The organism is Gulosibacter sp. GYB002, from assembly GCF_036577665.1.
Taxonomy (GTDB): domain Bacteria; phylum Actinomycetota; class Actinomycetes; order Actinomycetales; family Microbacteriaceae; genus Gulosibacter; species Gulosibacter hominis.
In genome coordinates, this window is record NZ_JARBDD010000009.1 from 111,193 (window position 1) to 133,007 (window position 21,815).

General features: G+C 59.2%; 17 protein-coding genes. 15 read left to right on the forward strand and 2 right to left on the reverse strand.

The features are described 5' to 3' along the window. The first annotated feature begins 13 nt into the window (after positions 1-13). The 3 genes from PV375_RS06200 to PV375_RS06210 all read left to right on the forward strand — a co-directional run bounded on the left by PV375_RS06200 (position 14) and on the right by PV375_RS06210 (position 6,395). Complete coding sequence (locus tag PV375_RS06200; protein ID WP_332106588.1) at positions 14-4,582, forward strand: non-ribosomal peptide synthetase; 4,569 nt, start codon at positions 14-16, stop codon at positions 4,580-4,582. A 407-nt stretch (positions 4,583-4,989) separates the two neighbouring features. Further along, positions 4,990-5,715, forward strand: coding sequence for an alpha/beta hydrolase-fold protein (locus tag PV375_RS06205; protein WP_201612935.1), 726 nt, complete (start codon positions 4,990-4,992; stop codon positions 5,713-5,715). A 35-nt stretch (positions 5,716-5,750) separates the two neighbouring features. Continuing rightward, positions 5,751-6,395, forward strand: coding sequence for an ECF transporter S component (locus PV375_RS06210; RefSeq protein ID WP_201612937.1), 645 nt, complete (start codon positions 5,751-5,753; stop codon positions 6,393-6,395). 17 nt (positions 6,396-6,412) lie between these two features. On the opposite strand, the gene PV375_RS06215 is transcribed toward PV375_RS06210, so the two are convergent. After that, positions 6,413-9,079, reverse strand: coding sequence for an energy-coupling factor transporter ATPase (locus PV375_RS06215; RefSeq protein WP_332106589.1), 2,667 nt, complete (start codon positions 9,077-9,079; stop codon positions 6,413-6,415). 198 nt (positions 9,080-9,277) lie between these two features. Here PV375_RS06215 and PV375_RS06220 point away from each other — a divergent pair, with 198 nt between their 5' ends. From PV375_RS06220 to PV375_RS06225, 3 genes are read left to right on the forward strand one after another with little or no spacing between them, the layout of a single operon-like run. Then, the gene (locus tag PV375_RS06220; protein WP_269141173.1) at positions 9,278-10,555 is read left to right on the forward strand and encodes a lysine N(6)-hydroxylase/L-ornithine N(5)-oxygenase family protein; all 1,278 of its coding nucleotides are present in this window, start codon (positions 9,278-9,280) and stop codon (positions 10,553-10,555) included. Between the two features lie 49 nt (positions 10,556-10,604). Next, on the forward strand, positions 10,605-10,832 hold the full coding sequence (locus PV375_RS10555) for an MbtH family NRPS accessory protein (protein WP_201612941.1): 228 nt from the start codon (positions 10,605-10,607) through the stop codon (positions 10,830-10,832). Next, positions 10,829-12,466 carry a (2,3-dihydroxybenzoyl)adenylate synthase gene (locus tag PV375_RS06225; RefSeq protein WP_201612943.1) on the forward strand — a complete coding sequence of 546 codons (1,638 nt, stop codon included), beginning with the start codon at positions 10,829-10,831 and terminating at the stop codon, positions 12,464-12,466. Before PV375_RS10555 ends, PV375_RS06225 begins: the two co-directional genes overlap by 4 nt. A 51-nt stretch (positions 12,467-12,517) precedes the next feature. Here the strand turns inward: PV375_RS06225 and PV375_RS06230 are convergent, their stop codons facing one another. Next, positions 12,518-13,771: an MFS transporter gene (locus PV375_RS06230; protein WP_332106590.1), complete on the reverse strand. Its 1,254-nt coding sequence runs from the start codon at positions 13,769-13,771 to the stop codon at positions 12,518-12,520. Positions 13,772-13,884: 113 nt separating this feature from the next. Between PV375_RS06230 and PV375_RS06235 the strand changes: the two genes are divergently transcribed. From PV375_RS06235 to PV375_RS06275, 9 genes are all read left to right on the forward strand, one after another. Then, complete coding sequence (locus PV375_RS06235) at positions 13,885-14,562, forward strand: 4'-phosphopantetheinyl transferase family protein (RefSeq protein ID WP_201612947.1); 678 nt, start codon at positions 13,885-13,887, stop codon at positions 14,560-14,562. Between the two features lie 120 nt (positions 14,563-14,682). Further along, positions 14,683-15,651 (forward strand): class 1b ribonucleoside-diphosphate reductase subunit beta, encoded by a 969-nt coding sequence (nrdF, locus tag PV375_RS06240; RefSeq protein ID WP_332106591.1) that lies wholly within the window; start codon positions 14,683-14,685, stop codon positions 15,649-15,651. Between the two features lie 121 nt (positions 15,652-15,772). Further along, entirely contained in the window at positions 15,773-18,610 is a 2,838-nt protein-coding gene (locus PV375_RS06245; protein ID WP_332106592.1) for a restriction endonuclease, read from the forward strand. 249 nt (positions 18,611-18,859) lie between these two features. After that, positions 18,860-19,624 carry an IS6-like element IS6100 family transposase gene (locus tag PV375_RS06250; RefSeq protein WP_001389365.1) on the forward strand — a complete coding sequence of 255 codons (765 nt, stop codon included), beginning with the start codon at positions 18,860-18,862 and terminating at the stop codon, positions 19,622-19,624. Between the two features lie 222 nt (positions 19,625-19,846). Beyond that, positions 19,847-20,050 carry a hypothetical protein gene (locus PV375_RS06255; protein WP_332106593.1) on the forward strand — a complete coding sequence of 68 codons (204 nt, stop codon included), beginning with the start codon at positions 19,847-19,849 and terminating at the stop codon, positions 20,048-20,050. Positions 20,051-20,368: 318 nt separating this feature from the next. Further along, complete coding sequence (gene nrdH / locus PV375_RS06260; RefSeq protein WP_064846206.1) at positions 20,369-20,620, forward strand: glutaredoxin-like protein NrdH; 252 nt, start codon at positions 20,369-20,371, stop codon at positions 20,618-20,620. A gap of 29 nt (positions 20,621-20,649) precedes the next feature. Then, positions 20,650-20,841, forward strand: a complete 192-nt coding sequence (locus PV375_RS06265; protein WP_047523862.1) for a hypothetical protein — start codon at positions 20,650-20,652, stop codon at positions 20,839-20,841. Between the two features lie 32 nt (positions 20,842-20,873). Then, positions 20,874-21,359 carry a thermonuclease family protein gene (locus PV375_RS06270; protein WP_332106594.1) on the forward strand — a complete coding sequence of 162 codons (486 nt, stop codon included), beginning with the start codon at positions 20,874-20,876 and terminating at the stop codon, positions 21,357-21,359. A gap of 89 nt (positions 21,360-21,448) precedes the next feature. Then, positions 21,449-21,808, forward strand: coding sequence for a single-stranded DNA-binding protein (locus PV375_RS06275; protein WP_086991045.1), 360 nt, complete (start codon positions 21,449-21,451; stop codon positions 21,806-21,808). The last annotated feature ends 7 nt before the right edge of the window (positions 21,809-21,815 follow it).

Consider the following 21,815-nt stretch of genomic DNA (forward strand, 5'->3'; position numbering starts at 1 on the left):
CCGCGGCTTCCGTGTGGAACCCGCTGAACTCACCAAGGCCCTGGAAGCCATTCCCGGGGTGGCCGAAGCCGCTTCCTTCGCGGTGCATGTCGGCGATACGTCGCGACTTGTTTCCGCGGTTTCTCGCGGCGCACCGAGCGACGCTGAACTCACTGCTGCCCTTGCGCGGCAACTGCCTGACTACTTCATTCCCTCATTCATCCTCCGCACCGCGGCGTTGCCTCGCACCCCTGTGGGGAAGATCGATTTTCGAGCCTTGCGTGACTTGGCTGTTCAGCAGCTTGTCGATGAGGACGCTAGTCACTCCAGTGGTGTCGAAGACAGCGAAGTGGTGAGCCTGGTCCGCAACCACATGCGAAAGATCCTCGCTGCTCCGATTGCCGAAGACCAGAGTTTCTTTGAGCGGGGAGGCCACTCGCTGAGTGCGCTGCAGCTCATGACCGACCTAGCCGAACGCTTCGACGTTGTCCTCTCACTGCGTGACCTCTTCGCTGCTCCAACTCCCGTCGAGCTTGCGCGACTCATCCGAGAGAAACCCGCAAAAAACAATGCTCAAGATCTCGAGTCTGCCAAAGCACAGGACCGACACTCAGCTCATCAACTGAGCCCAGCACAACAACGCATTCTGTTGGCAGCACGCGTCGATGGGCATGCCGCCTACCAGATTCCGGTTCGTTGGGTTTTGCAGACCAGTGGAGCCGGGCTCACCCCGCAACAGTTGCAAGCTGCATGGCAAGAGACAGCCCTTCACCATGAAGCGATGCGAACGAGTTTCCCGAATATTGACGGTAGGCAACAGATTCACGTGCACAGTGATGCTCCAACGCTGCGCATTCTGCCAGGCACTAGTCAATCTGCCAGCGACGTCATCGATACCGAGCTTGCTCACTTGCTCGAAACGACCATTAGCCCAGAGGATGCACCACCAGTCGCCATATGCGCAGCTGTGCGCGATGACGGTGGGTACGAGATTGCTCTCGTAGTACACCATGCCCTCACCGATGAGCATGGGCTTCGCATCCTGCTCAATGACTTCGCTGCCGCATGCGAAGCGCAGTTGACTGGCGAACAACAGATTTCTTTCGCTGCACTTCCATGGACTACCAACGAGTTTGCGGCTGCTCAGCACCGATTCGAAGCACAGCGTCATGATGACGAGCTCGCTTGGTGGGGCGAGCAGCTAAGTGGCCATCAGGGGGCGGGCAAGTTGCCGACAGAACCGACAGGAGCCCTCAAGACAGTCGGCCATTCGCTCTGTCCCCTCAACATCGCGGCGCGGGAAAGACTCACGGCCGTCACCGCAACACGCAGTATCACCCCGTTTATGCTCATCCATGCTGCAGTTGCGCTGGTACTTGAACGAGTACGTGCCGGTGACGATCTTCTACTTGCGTCTGCAGTTGCTGGACGCGAACTCGTCGGTGCCGAACAGATGGTTGACTGCGCGACGAATACAGTCGTGGTGCGTCACAGTGGCATCGGTGACGGTACAGTGCGCGAGTACCTCGACACTGTGCGCGACAGTGTGCTGAGCGCGCTCGAACACTCCACGGTGTCGTTCTCCGCAGTGCAAGCAAAATACGGTGACGGCGTTAACCTGGCGGATGTATTCGTAAGTTCATTTGACGAGCGTGAAACTGAAACCACGCGTGGCTCCGTCAGCATCAAGGCACACATAATTCCACCGCGCTCACCAAAAGCGCCGCTTTCTTTTGCGCTGGTCGACGGCGAAGCGGGAGCGACAACCGTGCTCGAATACGATGCTTCACGCATCAGTGACTCGCGAGCACGCGGGCTTACTCGGGCCGTTGCCCACATCGCGGGTGAGCTGTTGCGAGACGCGAACTTGAATCGTCCTCTGCGAGAGCTTGAGTTGGTTCCTGCTGCAGAAAAGAAACGCTTGCTCGGCGACTGGGCAGGTGAGGAACATGGCCAACCGCTTGCAACATTTGGCCAGCATTTTCTGCGTGCGGTGGAGCGATACCGGAACCAACCGGCACTCACTGCCCAGAAGGTTGGCGAAACCGGTTCAATGCATGCGCTTCACACCATGAGCTACGGCGAGCTTGCAGACAAGGCGCTTCGACTCGCTGTCTACTTGCGACGAGTGTGTGCTGTTGCCGAGCAGGATACTGTCGCGGCGGCAAGTGAGCGTACCTTCGACATGGTCATTGCTCACGTGGCGACGCTGCTCAGTGGGGCGACCTTCATGGCAGTCGAGCCAGACACCCCAGCCGAGCGGCAAGCGCAGATGATGGAGCTCATGCCGCCGAGCGTAGTACTCACGAGTGGGTGTGAAGACGAAATTGAGGTGCCTGAGACTGCACTGCACCTCCGTCTTGATTCTGCCGCAATGCGCGATGCGCTGGCGGAGATTCCTGGGCACGCCCTCGATGCTTTTGCTCGAGGGATCCGTGACAGCACCGACCCAGAGCGGCTCGAGAGCACGGCGTATGTGATTTTCACGTCCGGTTCGACCGGTACACCGAAAGCGGTGGCCGTGCCGCATCGGGGAATCACCAAGCTCATCGTTACACAACGCAACCGATTCAGTGCTGCACTGGGTAAACGGGTGCTGTATTTTGCCAGCCCATCATTCGACGCAGCGTTTTGGCAGCTGTGCGGCACTCTTTGCGAAGGCGGCGAGTTGGTGGTGATCCCGAACGCACTTCGCCTGCCGAGCCGCGAGTTTGTCGAGTTCATCCGTGATCAGCGAATCGACGCGGTTTCGGTGCCGCCGAGCTTCCTGGCGGCGCTCCCCGACAAACCGTGTTTGCCCACTGACGTTGAACTCATTGTGGGGGCCGAACGACTCTCGCGTGAACTCGCCCGTGAATTCAGCATGACTCACCGAATATGGAACGCCTACGGGCCCACAGAAGCAACAGTAAATACCAGCACCCATCGGGTGGAAGCTCAAGCGGGTGGCGCTGTACCCATAGGCGTGCCTGATCCGGGGACGCGATGCTACGTGGTCGACACCCAGAACCACCTGGTTCCGATTGGGGTTCCCGGCGAACTGTTGATTGGAGGGGAAGGGGTTGCACACGGATACGTGGGTGACACCGAGAGCACTCTCCGTGGCTTCTTCGCCGACCCGTTCAGAGCGGGTGAACGTGTGCATCGCAGCGGAGATTGCGTCGAATGGAACGCCAACGGTGAACTCATGTTTATCGGACGCCTCGACACCCAGATTAAAGTGCGTGGATTCCGTATCGAACCAGGCGAAATCGAGCGCGCCCTTGAAGGCCTTGCGGGGGTGCGACAAGCGGCTGTAGCGGTTCGGAGCGTGGAATCAGGTCACGAACAGCTTGTTGCCTACGTGGTTCCTGCAGCGGGAACGCATCTTCTGGAATCAGATCTTCGCGCTGTTTGCCGACAGCGGATGCCCATACAACTCGTGCCAGACCGGATTGTTACGGTTGGGGGCCTTCCGCGTCGTGCCTCCGGCAAGGTCGATCTGGCAGCGCTTCCCGAGCCGCCTGCACTGAACGGCGGAAGGAACTACGCATCCGACCTGGAGCGTCGGGTTGCCGATATCTTTACTGAGGTACTTGAGCTGACTGATCGCTGCGGGCCGGAAGATGATTTCTTCGCGCTCGGAGGCAATTCGCTGCTTGCCGCACAGCTCATCGACAAGCTCGCTTCGCTTTCAGCAGCTGGAACTCCAATGGCATTCAGCGATCTGCTGAGTGCGTCTACGCCCCGCGCCTGTGTTGCGTTCCTCAACAGCACAACTGATCAATCTCAAGAAGATCGTTCTTGGCGCAGTGACCCCCTCGGCATGGAACTGTTCATACGTGGGAATCCCGACTCACTTCAGGAGCCCGTATGGTTTGTGCCTCCACTCGCGGGGATGAGTTGGGGGTATGCACCGCTACGGAACTTCATCGACTCTCCCCACAGCCTCATTGGCCTGCAGGCACACAACCTCAACGGCCAGGTCAAGGCGGTTGTCGACTTTTCAGAGCTGGTGAGCGACTGGGCCGACCTCATTGTCCGGCGCGCAACCGACGCGCCAGTTCATTTGGTCGGCTGGTCGTTCGGCGGTGCCGTGGCTCATGGCATCGCGGCAGAGCTGCAACGTCGCGGTAGGGAAGTTGGTTTGCTTGCGCTCCTCGATGCCTATCCGCGTGCTGAATGGGGAAGCCAGGCACCAACGCGAGCGGAAACCTTCCGGTCGGCACTTGGCATGCTCGGCGTCGACATTGATCTCGAACGCGCGGCAGTACTCACCGACGAAGAGGCGGGAAGGCTGCTCTCCGAAGCAAACCCGTTGCTCAGCGGTCTGACTCAGTTCGACCCGAAATGCATGGTCGACAACTTTCATGCCGGGCCGAAACTCGAGGCGTCGGCAAAACGACAGACCTATCGCGGCAACATGTTGTTTTTTGAAGCTGCGCGCTCTTCTCACCGTCTTGCGATCGACTGGCGAAGCTGGTTGCCCTACGTTGACGGACACATCCGCCATGTGACAGTCGACAGTACGCACCAAGACATGCTGTCGCTCGACACCATCAGCGTCATCGGCCCGCAGATCAATGCAGAACTGCACCGGTTGGCTGCGGAACAGGAGCTGTAATGAAGAATGCAATAGAGCGTGGGCCACGAACCGATAAATCGCAGGCAGACTCTCAGATAGTGGTCAGGCGCGCCGATCTCCAACCTGAAGGTGTCCCGGTTCAGTTCACGTGGCGGGGGTCCACCCAGCCGGCGCTGTGGTGTCCTGCTCTCAATGGCCCTGAACCCACTCCGATGGCTCGTGCCGACGTCGTTGGTTCACGCACGGGCGAAAGCCTGTGGACTCTAGACGCACGATTTCCAGTGGGGGCACGGGTAAGTTGGGCGATTTTACCCGATATCACGGCAGTAACCGGTCGTGGTGTTAAGTCAGCGGCCCTCACCCCCACTCAACGGTTCGCTGACCGCATGTCGCGAGCCAGTGCTCTCGACGCTGCGATAACAGTCGAACGGCCTGACATTCCGAGTTTGTTTCGGCTCATTGGCGCTGAACCGAGCACGTCAGCGGCGCCCAACGTCGCGGTCTTCGACACCGCGACCGACGAACCCTTTGACTGGAGCTTTCTCACAAGAGCAGCTCCCACTCTCAATACCGTTGAAGTCGACGGTGCGCATACGTTGCACTGGGCAGGCGGAGAGCTCGCAAATGCGATCCCGCAGCTTGATCTGCTCATGCTTGATGGTGAGGTCTTGCTGCGAGCCCACGAGCATTTCGCCGCAAGCGAAGCACGAATCGCCTATCTGGCAAACCGAGGACGACAGCAGCGCTATGTTGATGCCGCCCATCCGGCAGCCTTGGCGGCACGCGTGCAGCAAACACTGGGTTCACAGGCCCTTGTTCACACTGTCGTGGGCGCTTCGGCTGCCGCCACTACCGCGTTGACGGTCGCAGCCGCTCTTGGTGCACACCGCGCTGTCCTAGTCTCTGCGGCACCGTCACCACAGCAACAAGAAGCCTGCCGGGTGCTTACCCGCCTAGCGCAGCAGGGCACGCGACTGGAGCTTTACGTGGGTACGAACGAAAGTACCTCGACCGCGGGGCAACCGTCGCTGCAACAATTCGCGGCCACTCTTGCTCGCGAGATGACAGCCGTGGGTGGCGACGCCGAAGTGCACGAATTTGCGGGCGGCCATGACCTCGCCGCCTGGTTCGGCGTGCTGCAAACGCTCTGCGCCGATTTTTCTCGACGTTAGCCCCTTCACATTTAGGAAGTTCAGAAAGGAAACTCATGACGATTGTTCCTGACCCGGCTACACGGGTTGAAGCCCCGGAAGGAAACGTTCCGCAAAGCCCGGTCGATTCGCGCAGACGTAAACAGATTGCGACTGCCGTCTTGTTAACGACCGCTGCGATCGGAGCCGCTGGTGGCATGATCATTACGCCAGTTTCGCTGTTCTCATCGTCGGGTCCAGCGCTGGCATTTCCGCCGCTCTATGCGGCACTGGCAGCAGTAAAACTGCTTCCGGGCGTGCTCGCACAATCACTAATCCGACGGCCCGGCGTCGCGCTACTGGCCATGGTGGTAGTGGGGCTCATCAACATTCCCTTTAGTACCCACGGGCCAATGGTATTTGTATCGTTGGCCGCCGTAGGGCTGCTACAGGAAATTGTGTTTGCCGTGGGGTTGTATCGCGTCTGGTCTTGGTGGATGCACGTGATCTCGAACGTATTCGTGATTGTCGTTCTCGCCGTGATCGGTTTGCGGGCCATTGCCACGCCTGAAACGGCGCCAACCGTAATGGCAACCTACTGGGCGGTGGCAGTGCTCTCGGCACTTGTGATCGTCGCGGTGGGGCTGTTGATCAGCAACGCCGTAGCGCGTACTGGTGTGATTACCAGTATCCGTTCAAACGCAAACACCGCAAAGAAATAGTCAGTGTGGAACACCGGCTATGTCAGCGTGAGCCAGAGCCAGCCTCCGAGGGTGGCTGCTGTCAGCGCAATGATGTAGCCGGTGTCCGCGGCGCTCCAGCGTGAAATGCGTCGCCAGGTCCGTGTCGGGTGTGCGCCGAAAGCTCGTGACTCAATGGCGATGGTCATTCGCTGTGCATGTTGCACCGCGTCTACCAAAAGGGCTACTGCCGAACCGAACCGGCGGCGAATTGAACCCGACCATCCAATATGCTGAGCATCAGCGCGCACCCGATGGGCAGCATCAATCTGTCGTGAAACGACTCGGAGCCGCGTCACGAAGCCGAGCGCCGAAAAAAGTGTGAAGCCAATCCGGTATGGAACCCTCGCGTTTTGCATAAGCGCATCAATGAGTCCAGTTCTCGAGCTTTGTAGACCAGCCAAAAGTGAAAGCATCCCGATCGCCGCAATTCGCGCCGCGGTGACGAACGCAATCGAAAACGTGCTGAGCGTGATCGTCCCGAGCGGTCCAGGTAAAAGCTCGACGGCATCTGTCCAACTCTGAGATGCCGCCCGCTCAGGATCAATCCACAGACTAAACAGCAATGTCAACACAACGGTGGCAAGGGGCACCAGCAGGATACCGAGCAGGGCATGTTGCCAGCGGGGACGCAGCCCTAAGAGTATGAGTGCACCCGCCACGAAAGCGCACGAGATTGACACCCGAATGTCATCGCTGATGAAAGTCCAGACAATGGGCGGTATCGAGGCGAGTAAACGTGCCAGCGGATTACGCCGTGCAATCCAGGGCAAACGCCGCGAATGACGTTTGTCGGAAGCTGTTTGTAGTTTCTGCTGTGTTTTGGCCGAATTGCCGGGGGCCTGTGCACCTGGTGCGGTGGCCCTTGAGATTGCAACCTGACTTGTGCCGGAGGAACACTCCTCGATGCGCTGCAGGTCGGCAGCTCTCATGAGTTGTGTGAAGGGTGAGCTGGTGGGTAATTTCGCTGCGCACTCGGCCAGCGGGGGTAGACGGAGACCGGCCTGGTGCAGCACGTCGGGGGTTAGCGTGCTTTCAGCTGGACCACGGGCGAGTACTCGTCCCTTGTGCAGCACAACAGCGTAGCTCGCGATATCTGCAACCAGTTGCATGTCGTGGCTGACAATTATCACGGTGCAGCCACGTTCGTTGAGTTCTTGGAACAGTTCGAATAGGACCGCCGTGGTGGCCGCATCTTGGCCGAAGGTTGGTTCGTCGAAGGCGATTATGTCGTGGCCTCCAAGTACGGCCATCGCTACTGATAGACGTCTCTTTTGCCCTCCTGAGAGCGTTGTGGGATGGTGATCGGCGAGATCGCTCAGGCCGATTCGGTTGAGCTCGTCATCCACTTTTTGAGGCAGAGCGTCGCGATCGATTTGTGGGTTCGCGGCGGCGGTCAGCTCGTCACGCACGGTGGCCTCGACAAACTGATGCTCAGGGTTCTGGAAAACGAGACCGATACGACTGGCACCTTTGGCGGTGATGCGCTGGTTGTTAGCCAGCAAGGTGCCGTGTTGAGGCTTGACCAGCCCGGCGAATGAGTGCAAGAGAGTGGTCTTGCCTGCACCACTTGTGCCGATGATTGCACTGATTTCTCCGCGCGGAATTGTTAGCGACACGTCCTGCAATGCCGTTGTTGTGCCACGTTGTACCGTGAGATCGCGCGCTATCAGGGCGGGAGGTGCCTCTGATCTGGATGTGGTTCTGGGCGCAGCAAGCGTGTAGCCGCGGCGTTCAATGTGCAGCAGTGCGTCCGCCAGTTCATCGTCGGTGATGGGCGGGCGCTGTGACGGCTGAAGTAGGCCGAGTTCGGTGAGTCTTTCGTACGTTTGCGTGGCGAACGGAAGGCGGATCCCGAGTCTTCGTAGCTGAGTATTGGAGCGCCCAAATACTTCGCGTGGTGAACCGGTGGACACCACGCTGCCGCGTTCGTCGAGCACCACGATGCGATTCACGAGGCGTAGTGCATCGTCGATGTTGTGCTCGATGAGCACAATGGCGGGAGCGTCTGCTGGTGGCAATTCGGAGATGATTTCGTACAGGCGGCAACGCGCCTGTGGATCGAGATTCGCAGTGGGCTCATCAAGGACCAGCATGCTGGATTTGCTCGCAAGCGCACAGGCGATAGCAAGGCGCTGTTGTTCGCCACCGGAAAGCTCTGTGACTGGGCGATCGCGGGCCCAGAGGAGGTCCATATCGTTGAGTGACTTGGTGGCTCGAGCGACGATTTCGGTGACGGGGAGACAGCGGTTTTCGAGTGCGAAACAGACCTCGTCGAAGACGCATTCAGTGAACAGCTGCGCGAGGGGGTCTTGAAACACGATGGAGACCTGCTCGGTGATGTCATGCAGCTCGCGGTGGGTCGTGGGGATGCCCTGGAAGGCCACAGCGCCGGTGAGTTGGGCATCAACGATGTGGGGGATGAGCCCGGTCAGTGCTAATGCGAGTGTGGATTTTCCACATCCGCTCGGCCCGAGCACCAGCAGCCGATCTCCCTTCTTCACCTCGAATGTGACGTGTTCGGGGCGGGGGAGTTCCTCGTTGCGCCTGGAAATGGATACGTCAGTAACCGCTACGAGGTTGGTCGAGTTGGGGGGCGGGGTATGCAAGGGATCGCTTCGTGATAACGGGATGATTGGCGTGGTCATGTTGCCGGTCGGATTCACCTCAGGTAATACTAGCTATGGTTAGCCTTACCTAACCAATCGGATGTGGCCTCGGTGCCGACCGCGTTGACGACTGCAGGGTCCAGGCGTTGAGGCCACAGGTGACACACATCATGAAAGGTGCGACATTCGCCCATGACTACAGCGTTCGTAGATCCCCGCTCGAGTAACTCGATGGGGGCGGCGTCATCGGCTTCGATGCCCAACGCGCCGGGGAGTGTCGTTGACTTTCTCGGGGTGGGTCTAGGTCCGGCCAACCTGGGGTTGGCGATCGCTGTAGAGGAGATGCAGGCTGCGGGACAACCGCAACAAATTTCAGCACTATTTGTTGAGCAGCAGAAGCAGTTTTCGTGGCATGATGACATGCTGTTGCCAGAAAGCACCATGCAAATCAGCTTCTTGAAAGATCTCGTTACGCAGCGCGCGCCAACTTCGTCGTACAGCTTTCTCAATTATCTGCACAGCAATGGTCGGCTCACTTCGTTCATCAATCTCAAGTCGTTCTTCCCAAGTCGACACGAGTTTCATGGATATCTGCGGTGGGCCGCGGACCGGTTGCGCGTTCCGGTGCGGTATGGCACACGCGTGGAGCGGATCGACCGCGGGAATAGTTGCTTTGAGGTGCTCTTGCGCGGTGAGTGCGGCACAATCGAGACAGTTCGCGCGCGTAACGTCGTGATGGGCGTTGGTATTCAGCCTTGCCTCCCAGAAGGTGTGGTCGCTAGTAAACGCGTCTTTCACAATCACAAACTTTTAACGCAGCTGCGTGAGGTGCCGGGGCGCCTCAATCGACGCTTCTTGGTGATCGGCGCTGGGCAGAGCGCGGCGGAGGTCGCCGGCTATCTGCATGGGGCATTCCCGGACGCTGAGGTGCACGCTTCGTTGCGTCGATTCGGATACTCACCAGCCGACGATACGCCCTACGCTAATCGAATCTTCGACCCAGAAACGGTTGATGTTTTCTACGAGGCGCCGCCTGAATATCGTGAGCGTCTCCTTCGATACCACCACTCCACGAACTATGCAGCGGTTGATAGTGAACTCATCGAAGATTTGTACCGTCGTGAATACGAAGAAACTGTCGACGGGCGGCGTCGGCTATTCGTGCATCCGAGTACACAGGTGGCGGATCTCGAGGAGTGCTCTTCTGGGGTCACGGTGAAGCTCTCGAGTCTTGTCGATGGCTCGAGCCGGACGCTCGAAGTCGACGCTGTGGTCTATGCCACTGGGTTCCGCCCAGAGGGAATCCGATCACTCTTTGGGGAATCGCTCGACGTGGAGCATGCTTTTTCAGGGGAAGTGCCTTTTGTGGAGCGAGACTACAGACTGCGGGCGACGGGTTTGCCTGGCAATGTGTATCTCAACGGCGGCGTGGAGCATACGCACGGACTCACCTCGTCGTTGCTGTCGAATATTGCAATTCGGGCACAAGAGATCGTTGCTGCCGTGTGTGAGTCGAAATCCCTACACGTTTAAAAACCGCCAGAATTTTCGGCGGTCACGATTGAGTAAGGAATAATTTCTGATGGCTAGCGTGTTTGATGATGAACGAACACTGTTTATCGCGTTACGAAATAGCGCGGGTGAATACTCGATTTGGCCTTGCTCTCATCCTGTGCCGGCTGGTTGGGACATCGTCTATGGAGAGCCGAACGGAATGTCGAAAACCGATGTGGTCTCCTGGGTTGATGACCACTGGGTCGACTTGCAGATGGGGTCAACTCGAGTAGATCAGCGGGAGGTCGCTGAATGAAGGCTGCATTTGAAGAACTGGCCCCCCTGCAGCTCGATGGGGTAGTTCCCTACCCAGATGAGTTGGTAGCAAAGTATGTTGCGGCAGGTTACTGGCTTGACGAAACGCTCGCTGAGAGCTTCGACGCAACTGCCGAAAGATTTCCACATCGGACTGCAGTTATTGACGGTGAGAATCAGCTGACCTATGCGACGGTGTATGACCAGTCCCGCAGGCTGGCAGCTGGTTTCAAAGCCCATGGCATCGCTCGCGGTGACCGCGTTGTGGTGCACTTGCCCAACAACTTCGAGTATGTGTCTACAGTTTTTGCGCTGTTCAGGATCGGTGCGTTACCCGTATTTGCACTTGCATCGCATCGGCGCAACGAACTTGAGTATTTTGTGGAATTTACTGAGGCCACCGCAGTCGTCACGACTGCACGCGACGGAGTTGCCGACCTGCGTGAGCTCGCCGATCAACTGTGTGCGACGCAGCCTTCGTTGACGCACGCGTTCATATTTGACCGCGGTGCCGAAGGTGATGATTTCGTGCGTCTGCTGCAGCATGATCCACTTCCGCTGCAGCGTCATGCGTTGCCGACCGACGTGGCTTTCTTGCAGCTGTCCGGCGGCACTACGGGGCGTCCAAAGATGATCCCACGCACACACGCCGACTATCTCTACTCTGTGCGTGAGAGTAATAAGATTTGTGGTGTTTCTGGGACAACCGTGCAACTGGTAGTGCTCCCGATTTCGCATAACTTCACCATGAGCTCTCCCGGCATTCTTGGAATGTTCTTGGCGGGTGGTTCGATTGTGCTGTCGAAAACTGGAAGCCCGGATGCCGTGTTTCCGCTTGTTGAGAAACATCGTGTCACCCAGGTGGCATTGGTCCCGCCCCTTGCACTTGCGTGGCTCAACTCTTTGGAGCTGGGGAACTACGACCTGTCTTCGCTGCGGGTAATGCAGGTGGGTGGCGCCAAATTGAGCGAGACCGTCGCTCGAAGAATTCCTCGCGAGTTTGGAGTGACTTTACAGCAGGTGTTCGGCATGGCGGAAGGGTTGGTAAACTATACCCGTCTAGACGATGATCCTGAAACGATTTACACTACTCAGGGGCGACCAATATCGCCTGCTGACGAAGTGCAAGTTGTTGACGACTGTGACAGCCCAGTCCCAACCGGTTGTCCAGGAAATCTTTTGACTCGAGGTCCATATACTATCCGAGGCTATTACAAAGCACCGGTGCACAATTTGCGCAGCTTTACTCATGACGGCTTTTATCGCACTGGTGATATTGTCCAACGTGATGTTCGTGGCAATTTGACCGTGGTGGGGCGGGCGAAAGACCAGATAAATCGCGGTGGTGAGAAAATCGCGCCGGAAGAGGTTGAAAATGTGCTGTTGCGGCACCGCGATGTGCACGACGCCTCGGTGGTAGGGGTTCCTGACGAATATTTGGGGGAGCGGTCGAAGGCATATGTAATTCCTCGCGCTGAAGCCACAGCGGGTGGTCTTGATGCCGTGGCAGTGAAGCGCTTCCTGCGGCAGCAGGGAATGGCGGGCTACAAGATTCCCGATGTTGTCGAGATTGTCTCTTCGTTTCCTCATACGGGGGTTGGGAAAGTAAACAAACGAGAACAGCGAGACAGCTAACAGAGATGTCCAGTGCGGGCTCACGCAATGAGAGTGAGCCCGCACTCTTCCCTAATGGGCGGGTTGTTCCTGTGATTTCTTCGGTGAACGACGTGTGGTCGCGTCGGTTTCATGAGTGATTGGTAGGCGCGCTTGCGTGTTAGTGAGTGCAAAGACTGAACCGATTGCCCCGACTCCCGCGAAAGTGAGAAAAGCGGCGGCTCCTCCGCCCGTTGCCGTGAGCACCGCGCCAGTAATGAGCGGTCCGCTGATGGCCCCTAGCCGACCAACGCCGAGTGACCAGCCGATGCCGGTTGTGCGTACATGCACCGGGTATGAGCGTGTGACCCAGCCATTGATGAGCGTCTGCGTGCCAACTGCGCCGTATCCAGCTAGAGCGGCGACCATAAGTAGGAACACCTCGGAGGTCACGAAGGTGAGAGCTGCTACCGCTACTGCACCGATGATGAACGAGAGCGTGACAACTGTGCGGGGCTGCCAGCGGTCAGCAGCCCAGCCGCCAATGATGCCCCCGGTGATCGCGCCAGCGTTGAACGCGAGTAGGAAGCTCAGTGCTGACTGGAGAACGTGTCCAGAATCGAGCATGAGCGTGGGCAGCCAGGTATTGATGCCATATACAAACAGTAGTGAGCAAAAACTCATGGCCCAGAACAGCAGTGTCTGGGCGCGGTGTGTGCTCGCGAGCAGGGTGCGTAGTCCTGCAGTCGTTGAGGCTGCAGTGGGCGCTTGCGCAATGGCTTGCGCCTGTAGTTCATCCCGGGGCTCGGGAAGAAGTCGCCACGCGGGTGGAACGACAAGCAGGATTGGTGCTGCGGCAATGAGGTACATGACTTGCCACCCTGCAAGAGGGATGAGCGACAGGGCGGTGAGTGAGGCGAGCACTCCTCCTAGTGGATAGCCTGACTGCATAATCACGTAGGAAAGGTGTTGGCGGTTCCGTGGTGCGGAATCAGTGGTGAGTGTGGCTGCCACCGGCATGATGGCGCCGAGCCCTAGCCCGCCAAGAAAACGGAGCGCCCCGAAGATCGTTGGCGTTGGTGCGAATGCGCAACAGGCGGTGAGTGCTGAGAAGCCCAGCAGTGAAATAAGGAAGACGCGTTTGCGCCCCCAGCGTGCGGTGGCGTTACCCACGCAGAGGGCGCCGATGAGCATCCCCAGCAGGGGGAGCGCCCCGAGCAGTCCACTGGTCTCCGGCGAGAGGGTCCAGAGGTCTCTGAGGGCGGGCAGTGTTGCACCGTAGACGACAAGGTCGTAGCCGTCGAAAGCGATTGCCGCGCCGCAGACGGCGATGATGGGGAGTGGCATGGTTGAACGTTGCTGTTCGGGTTGCATGGTCTGTGCTGTTTTCTCCTTAGCAGTCAGGGAGGGCATGGGAAGGTCACACCCTTCTCCTGAATATTAGGTTAGGCTAACCTAATATGGATGTGTGGAGCACCGCTCTCGAGCAACTGTTGCCTAGGGGAGTTGCCGTGGTGTCGTGCCGAGGGGATGTTGATCCTGCTGTGGTTTGGGCAAGTGAGCGAGCTGCAATCGCCCAGGCGGTACCGTCGCGTCAATCTGAGTACCTCACTGTGCGTCACTGTGCCCGGCGGGCACTTGAGGCTCTGGGGGTAGCTCCGGTTGCCATTCCGACGGGGCGGCAGCGGGGGCCGGTGTGGCCCGATGGGGTGGTTGGGAGCCTGACCCATTGCCGTGACTACCGCGCCGCTGCGGTGGCGCGACGGGGTGACTTGGTCGGAGTCGGTATTGATGCGGAAGTTCGGGCTCGGCTCCCACTCGGGAGTGAGCGGGTGGTGACTAATCGCCTTGAGCGTGATCGTTTGGCGTTGCTCGATAAGCTGCATCCAGAGGTGCCTTGGGGTACGTTGTTGTTCAGTGCAAAAGAGAGCATTTTCAAGGCGTGGTATCCGCTCACCGGCGTGTGGCTCGAATTTGATGACTGTGACCTTGAGTTACATCCCGATGCAACATTTCGTGGCACGATTGCTGCCGCTAAGCGCTCAGCTGCACTGGGCGCACCCAGTGTTATTACGGGGCGGTGGAGTGTCAATGTTGAGCTGCTCTTTACGGCAGCTTGGATTCCGAGCGTCTCGTAGCTTCGCCAGCCATGAGCGTCATGTACGGGTGTTCGATAGGTGTGGGTGGCTAGAATGAAGGCTGCATGGATCGGGGTCTGACCGATCCGTTTCGAATGCAGCACCGGAGGAGCGAAACATATGGGCGACCACCTGCTTGACACCGTTGAAGCGATCAACTGGAACCGCATTGACGACGCCAAAGACCTCGAGGTCTGGAACCGTCTCACCAATAACTTCTGGCTGCCCGAGAAGGTGCCGCTGTCAAACGACATCCAGTCATGGAACACGCTCACCGAGGATGAGCAGACACTGACGATGCGCGTGTTCACCGGGCTGACGCTGCTTGACACCCTGCAGGGCACGGTGGGTGCGGTGTCGCTGATTCCCGACGCGGTGACGCAGCACGAAGAGGCCGTGTACACGAACATCGCGTTTATGGAGTCGGTGCACGCTAAGAGCTATTCGTCGATTTTTTCGACGCTGGCGAACACCCCGCAGATTGACGCCGCTTTCCGCTGGGGCCGCGAGAACGAGCAGCTGCAAAAAAAGGCGAAGATCATCATGGGTTACTACCACGGTGATGATTCGGCCAAGAAGAAGGTGGCCTCGACGCTGCTCGAGTCGTTCTTGTTCTATTCGGGCTTCTACCTGCCGATGTACTGGTCGTCGCAGGCGAAACTGACGAACACGGCCGACATTATTCGCCTGATCATTCGTGATGAGGCGGTGCACGGTTACTACATCGGCTACAAGTTCCAGCGCGAGGTTGAAAAGCAGTCGCCCGAGCGTCAGCAGGAGCTCAAGGACTACACCTATGAGCTGCTGATGGAGCTGTACGACAACGAGATCGAATACACCCACGACCTCTACGACGGTGTGGGCTGGGCGGAAGATGTGAAGCGCTTCCTGCACTACAACGCCAACAAGGCGCTCATGAACCTCGGCTATGAGGCGATGTTCCCGGCCGAGGTATGCAATGTGAACCCGGCGATTCTGGCGTCGCTGTCGCCGGGTGCCGACGAAAACCACGACTTCTTCTCGGGTTCGGGATCGTCGTATGTCATCGGTAAGGCCGAGTCGACCGAGGACGACGACTGGGACTTCTAACGGATTTATTCTGTTGGCGGCAGGGGCCGGGATGCGCGTATGGGCGTGTCCCGGCCCGTTGCTTACTGCGGCTAGCGATTTGTGGGTGACAATAGGCGGTATCCGATGAAGGAGTGCCGCGTTGTCTGTTGCTTTTACCCCCGCCGCCCCAAACGCTGAGTTCGACAAGCTTCTCGATCAGTTGCGGGAGCTGGCCGATTCGCGTCGGATGCAGGGCAACTATTTCGAAGAGTTGGTGCGGCACTTTCTGATGCAAGACGGCACCTGGGGGAGCGACTTCGCTCACGTGTGGCTGTGGAAAGACTGGCCGGATCGCACCGGTGCCGACACCGGCGCAGATCTTGTGGCGCAGCGTCGCGATGGTCGTCTTGTGGCGATCCAAACCAAGTTTTTCCGGCCCGAGCATCGGGTGCGCAAAGACGACCTCAATTCGTTTCTTGAATTTGTGGGGCGTGATGAGTTTGCTGAGGGGCTGTGGGTTGACACGACTTCGCAGCCGTGGTCGGCGAACGCGCTCGAGACGCTGAAAAATCGCACGAAACCGGTGAAACGCATCGGTCTCGAGCAGTTGCGCCATTCGAATATTGACTGGGCGAGCTACAACGTGCTCGATCCGCGCACGGCACCGCGGATGCATGAACTCAAGCAATTGCGGCCGCACCAGCACCAGGCGGTGAGCCAGGTGATGGCGGCGTTTGAGCGCGGCACCGAGCGCGGCAAGATGATCATGGCGTGTGGTACCGGTAAGACGTTCACCGCCCTGAAGCTCGCAGAGCGGGTAACCAAGCGGTTTGCCGGTGGTGGCCGGTCAACGATTTTGTTCATGGTGCCGTCGCTTGCTTTGCTGCAGCAGACACTCAACGAGTGGTCGCAGCAGCACGATCCCGAGCTGCCGTTGACGGCGTTCGTGGTGGGTTCGGATACGACGGTCGGTCGCAAACAGACTGGTGACATTACCAGCGTGGCGATTGAAGAGCTCGCGGCTCCGGCCACAACAGACGGCCGCGTGCTTGCTGAAAAGCTTGACCATCTCGCTTCGGGTGCCGACGGCATGGTGGTGGTGTTTTCGACGTACCAGTCGATTCAGGCGGTGCACGAGGCGCAGCAACTCGGTGTGGAAGCGTTCGACCTGGTGATTTGCGACGAGGCGCACCGCACCACCGGCGTGACGCTGAGCGATGAGGATGAGTCTTCGTTCGTGCGGGTGCACGATAATGACTACATTCAGGCAACGCGGCGTATCTACATGACCGCAACGCCGCGCATTTTTAACGACCAAGTGAAAAACACTGCGGCGCAGCACGATGCCGAACTTGTTTCGATGGACGACGAGGCACTGTACGGCCCAGAACTGTACCGGTTGTCGTTCGGGCAGGCGGTGGAAGAGAACCTCCTCACCGACTACAAGGTGCTGGTGCTCGGGGTGTCGCAAGACCAGATTGCGCAGCAATTTCAGCAGCAGGTGGCCGACAGCACCTACGAGCTCCCGCTTGATGATGTGACGAAGCTGGTGGGTTGTTGGAACGGGATGGCGAAGCGTGAGGTTGGAGGTTTTGCCGAAGACTTCGGAGTCGATATTGAGCCGATGCGTCGAGCGGTGGCCTTCGCGAAGGATATTCGCACTTCGCAGCGGGTGGCGAGTGAGTTCCAGGCGCTGGTAGAGGATCATCTTTCGGATATTGACAATGATGATCCGAGTGATGACCTCACGGTGCAGGTGCGGCATGTTGACGGCACGATGCGCTCGACGCAACGTGAAGAGCTGCTCGACTGGTTGAAAGAAGAACCGGGCACCGATCGGCTGGGCCGCCCGGTGGCGCGGGTGCTTTCGAACGCTCGTTGTCTGAGTGAAGGCGTGGATGTGCCGAGCCTCGATGTGGTGCTTTTCCTCAACCCGCGTAGGTCGCAGGTGGATGTGGTGCAGGCAGTGGGGCGTGTGATGCGCCGCGCCGAGGGCAAGCGCTATGGCTACATTATTTTGCCGGTGGTGATTCCGGCGGGGGTGGAGGCCGATGCGGCCCTGAACGAGAACGATCCCTATCAGGTGGTGTGGCAGGTGCTGCAGGCGCTGCGGGCGCACGACGAGCGGCTGGATGCGAAGATCAACCAGATGGCGGTGTCGGGGGACGCGCCCGAAACGATCGTGGTGAAGGCGATCGATCTGTCGAAGCCACGCCGCACCGAGACCGGTTCTGGCCGTGAGATCGGCACCGAGGGCGTGGATGAATTGCCGCAGCCGCGGGCGGTGGATGTGGCGCTGCCGGGGCTCGGCGGTGACTTTGATGCGGCGTGGAAAGACTCGGTGTACGCGAAGATCGTGCAGAAGGTCGGCGACCGGATGTACTGGGATGACTGGGCGAAAGATATTGACAAGCTGGCGCGCAGTTTCATCACGCTGATCACCACACACCTGGATGCACCGGGCACCGATGTTCGCCCGTTTGAGCGTTTCATGAAGGCGCTCTCGCAGACGGTGAATCTCGAGATTACCCGCGACGAGGTTATCGAGCTGGTGGCGCAGCACATGATTACGCTGCCGATTTTCGATGCGATGTTCCCCGACCGCGATTTTGCGCGCGAGAACCCGGTGTCGGCGGCACTCGAGAAGGTGGTGGCGCAGTTTGGTGAGAATGCCGGGTTTGCGCGCGAGCTTGAACCGCTTGAGGGGTTTTATGAGAAGGTGACCACGCGTATTCGCGGCCTGCAGGGGATGGCGGCAAAGCAGCAGATGCTCCTGACGCTGTACGACAAGTTCTTTTCGAAGGCGTTTCCGCGGCTTGCCGACCGGTTGGGCATTGTCTTCACCCCGGTGCCGGTGGTCGATTACATTGTGCGTTCGGCCGAGGTGCTAGTGCGGGCGGCGTTTGGGAAGTCGCTGTCAGACGAAGGGGTGCGCATCCTCGAAACTTTCATGCCACGCTGGATACAAAAGCGCGCGGACTACGATTTGGCCGCCTGACTGGTTCACTTCCGGCGGGTGAAGATCACTTGCCAATCTTCTGGGAAACGAACAGCTTACGGTAATGGGGATCCCCATCTTTACGTGGGTAATAGTGCCAACCGATTCCTGCCCAGAACTCGTCAGCGCCTTCGGAGAAAGCGATCAAAGGGTAGCCTGCGTAGTGGCTGACCAGATGCCTTGCAAACGGCTCTGTTGCAAAAATCGTGAAGCTTGAGCATGCTTGGCGGAGATTGGACGGACGGAACGATGACGGATTTCAAGTGGCGCCATTTCCAGGGTGATGTGATCCTGTGGGCGGTGCGCTGGTATTGTCGCTATCCGATCAGCTATCGCGACCTTGAGGAAATGCTGGCGGAACGCGGCATTTCGGTCGACCATACGACGATCTATCGCTGGGTCCAGTGCTACGCCCCGGAGATGGAGAAGCGGCTGCGCTGGTTCTGGCGGCGTGGCTTTGATCCGAGCTGGCGCCTGGATGAAACCTACGTCAAGGTGCGGGGCAAGTGGACCTACCTGTACCGGGCAGTCGACAAGCGGGGCGACACGATCGATTTCTACCTGTCGCCGACCCGCAGCGCCAAGGCAGCGAAGCGGTTCCTGGGCAAGGCCCTGCGAGGCCTGAAGCACTGGGAAAAGCCTGCCACGCTCAATACCGACAAAGCGCCGAGCTATGGTGCAGCGATCACCGAATTGAAGCGCGAAGGAAAGCTGGACCGGGAGACGGCCCACCGGCAGGTGAAGTATCTCAATAACGTGATCGAGGCCGATCACGGAAAGCTCAAGATACTGATCAAGCCGGTGCGCGGTTTCAAATCGATCCCCACGGCCTATGCCACGATCAAGGGATTCGAAGTCATGCGAGCCCTGCGCAAAGGACAGGCTCGCCCCTGGTGCCTGCAGCCCGGCATCAGGGGCGAGGTGCGCCTTGTGGAGAGAGCTTTTGGCATTGGGCCCTCGGCGCTGACGGAGGCCATGGGCATGCTCAACCACCATTTCGCAGCAGCCGCCTGATCGGCGCAGAGCGACAGCCTACCTCTGACTGCCGCCAATCTTTGCAACAGAGCCCGGCCGCGCCGAGAAGTCGGTACTCAACGGCATCGGGGAGGGCTGGACAGAAAGGCAACTCGATCAGTTCGAAATGGAGTGGATCGAGGCCTAGACGCCAATAGACCTATTAGGTAAAATAGACCTATAAACCCCATAACCCCGAAACCGAACCGAGAGGTTGCACCCATGACCATCACCGCCGAGCACCTGACCATCACTCTCGAAGACGGCCGCGAGCTGATCGGCCGAACCCCCGTCGAGCTGGCGCACAAGTGGGCCGAGGCCGAGCATGGCGACGAGTGGCAGCAGCTCAGCGCCGCAAAGCAGAGCATCGAAATCACCGCTGCGCTCGATGCGCTCAACAGGGCAGCGCAGGAGTACAGCGAATGAATGCCCGCCGCCCGCGGCCGTTCGGCCGCGGGCACCAGGCGGCAGCGCCGGGGCGCTGCACCGGCCGCTGCGCGGCCGCCCATCTTTCAAATCGTATTTTGCCGTGAAGCCTGCGGCATTCTACGTTCGCTCCACCTGCACGCAAGTGCTTTCGCGGCATATCCTCGCGTCTCTCGCTGGCGCTCGGCCGCTCCGGTATTCCACGGTCACTTGCCCTCCGGCTGCGCTCGCTACGAAGGCACATGGTGCCTTCACGGCAAAAAAACGTGAGGGGAGTGTCAGAGGGAACCGAGGCACTGGGCAGGAAAGGAACCGATCATGAGCTTTACAGTCACCGTCTACAGCAAGCCGAGCTGCGTGCAGTGCAACGCGACCTATCGGGCGCTCGATAACAAAGGCATCAACTACCAGGTGATCGACGTGAGCGCCGACGCCGAGGCCGCCGAGTACGTCAAGGGGCTGGGCTACATGCAGGCACCCGTCGTCGTCACCGATGACGAACACTGGTCAGGCTTTCGACCCGACAAGATCGAAGCGCTCTCGCAGCGACTCACTGACACCGCGGAATAGACCCATAAGACCCATAAGGGGGAAATGTCATGCTGACCAAAGAAGAGCGCGCCGCGTGGATCGCGAAGCGCGAGGCCGAGCACCAGAAGATCAAAGACCGCATCCGTGCAGCCGGGATCAAGTACCCGCTGGGCTGGGATGAAATGGGATCGAGTGAGAAAGATATGTGGGAAGACCGCATGATCCGCTCTATCGACCGGCTCGAAGGGAAGAGCAAGTGAGGGCGGCCGCGCTGCGCACGATCCTTGCAGGCGTGCTCGCACTCGCAAGCGCCACCGGCCTACAGAGCTGCACCGAGACGAGCGCAGCCGACGCCGAGCTGCTGCCCGCTGAGAGCGCACAAGTGATCGCCGTAGTGGACGGCGACACCATCGACGTGCAGACGGCCGGGGGAGAGGCGCGGGTGCGCCTCATCGGCCTCGATACACCCGAAATCAACCGTGACGGCGGGCAGGATGACTGCTACGCGCAAGAGGCGCGCGACGAGCTGAACGCAATGGTCTACGGGCAGGCGGTCGAGCTGCGCGCCGATCCTACTCAGGATGACACCGACCGCTATGGGCGACTGCTGCGCCATGTCTACATCGACGGGCAGAGTGCCGCCGTCGTGCTGCTCGAAGCAGGAGCCGCGCACGAGTACACCTACGATGCGCCCTACATCGGCCAGGCCGAGCACCGCGACGCAGAGCGCGCAGCGCAGGCCGACGAGCTGGGAATGTGGGGGAGCTGCACCGGATAATCTGCCGAAACCATAGACACGACTAGACCTATTAGGTACAATAGACCTATAAACCCCATAACCCCGAAATCGAACCGAGAGGAAAGATCATGACCACCTTCATCAGCTTCACCGGGAACCTGGCCAAGGCACCCGAGCTGCGCACCGACAAGAACGGCCGCCCCTACACCTTCGCTCGCGTTATCCGCACGGATCGCGTGAACAAGGGCGGCGAGTTCGAGGACGGCGGCACCGAAGGCTACGACGTTGCAGTCTGGGGAGCCGACGCCGAGGCGCTGTGCGACCTCGCTGAGCGTTGCGGGAACGTGCGCGTGAACGTCGCGGGCGAAGAGCTGCTGGACACCTACACGAACGACGAAGGCAACACCCGCACCGTTCGCAAGGTGCTCGATGCAGAAGTGACCGTGAGCCTTCGCGGCCAGACCGTCACCGTCGAGCGCCGGAACTAGACCGCCG